The organism is Pseudomonas machongensis (genome assembly GCF_034961125.1).
Classification (GTDB): domain Bacteria; phylum Pseudomonadota; class Gammaproteobacteria; order Pseudomonadales; family Pseudomonadaceae; genus Aquipseudomonas; species Aquipseudomonas machongensis.
On the sequence record NZ_JAYFUI010000013.1, the window covers coordinates 1 to 965 of the forward strand.

General features: G+C 62.5%; 1 pseudogene. It reads right to left on the reverse strand.

Annotated elements, in window-relative coordinates:
- Positions 1–312: 312 nt before the first annotated feature.
- Positions 313–965, reverse strand: a pseudogene (locus VA602_RS00400) (peptide transporter); the annotation flags it as partial.

The window sequence follows — 965 nt, forward strand, 5'->3', positions numbered from 1 at the left end:
CAGCGTGCGACTAGAAACATCGATACCCACAAAGGAAACCATCACCAAAATCTCCTAGACTCAACAGAGTGAGAGGACTTTGGCTTGGCCCACGCTTGTGATTCGAGATCAAGGCCGCATCCAACTGTTCGGGCTCTCGCCAAAGTGGAACGGTGAATGGCAGCTTGTGCTCCCACTCGTGCTCAAGGCACATGCGGCATTCAGCTTGCCATTCACCGCTCTCACTCCAGATTCTAATCCCCTATCAAGACACAAGCGGCGGTTCGGCGCCCCGACTTGCCCGCGAAAGCGCCGGTCAGGCCACCAAAAAACTCAGCTACGACACGCCAGCAATGCCAGCAGATGCTCGGCAAAAATCTCCGGCCTGCCCTCGAACAACCGCTGCAACGGCTTTCCACTCCCCAGGTGCGCATACAGCGCGCCACGCTGCGCCGGCTCGCTCACCATGCGCACTGCCGCCTCGATGTACTGCTCCACCGTCGCGGCAATGGTCCACCCAGGCAACCCCGCCCGCCTGAACAACCCCTCGTCGATATGCTCGAACACCTCCGGCCCGGTCTTGCACACCCCCGGCAACCCCAAGGTGAAGGCGTCGATGATGCCGTTGGTGTTGCCGAACGGAAACGGACTGAGGAACAGGTCGCAACGGTCGAAGGTGTCCAGGTACTGCGCATAAGGCTGGTGCGGGTGCACTACGGCATCCGGGACATAGCGGCGGATCAGGCGCTGCAGCTGCGGATAGAGCAACCCCTGCGCCTGGCCGATGAGAAAGTGCAGGCGCACGTGGCGGCCATGGCGCTCGCGGCTGCGCTCGACGATCTGCTGGCAGGCCTGGAGAAATTTCGGGTTGAGCTTCATGGTGGTGGCCGCCACGGCAATGGCGACCTCGTGGCTGTCGAGGCGTTCGCGGGCACCGAGCCTGACCTCGATCGCCGAGGGGCGGTACGGCTGGCCGTCGCTGGGCA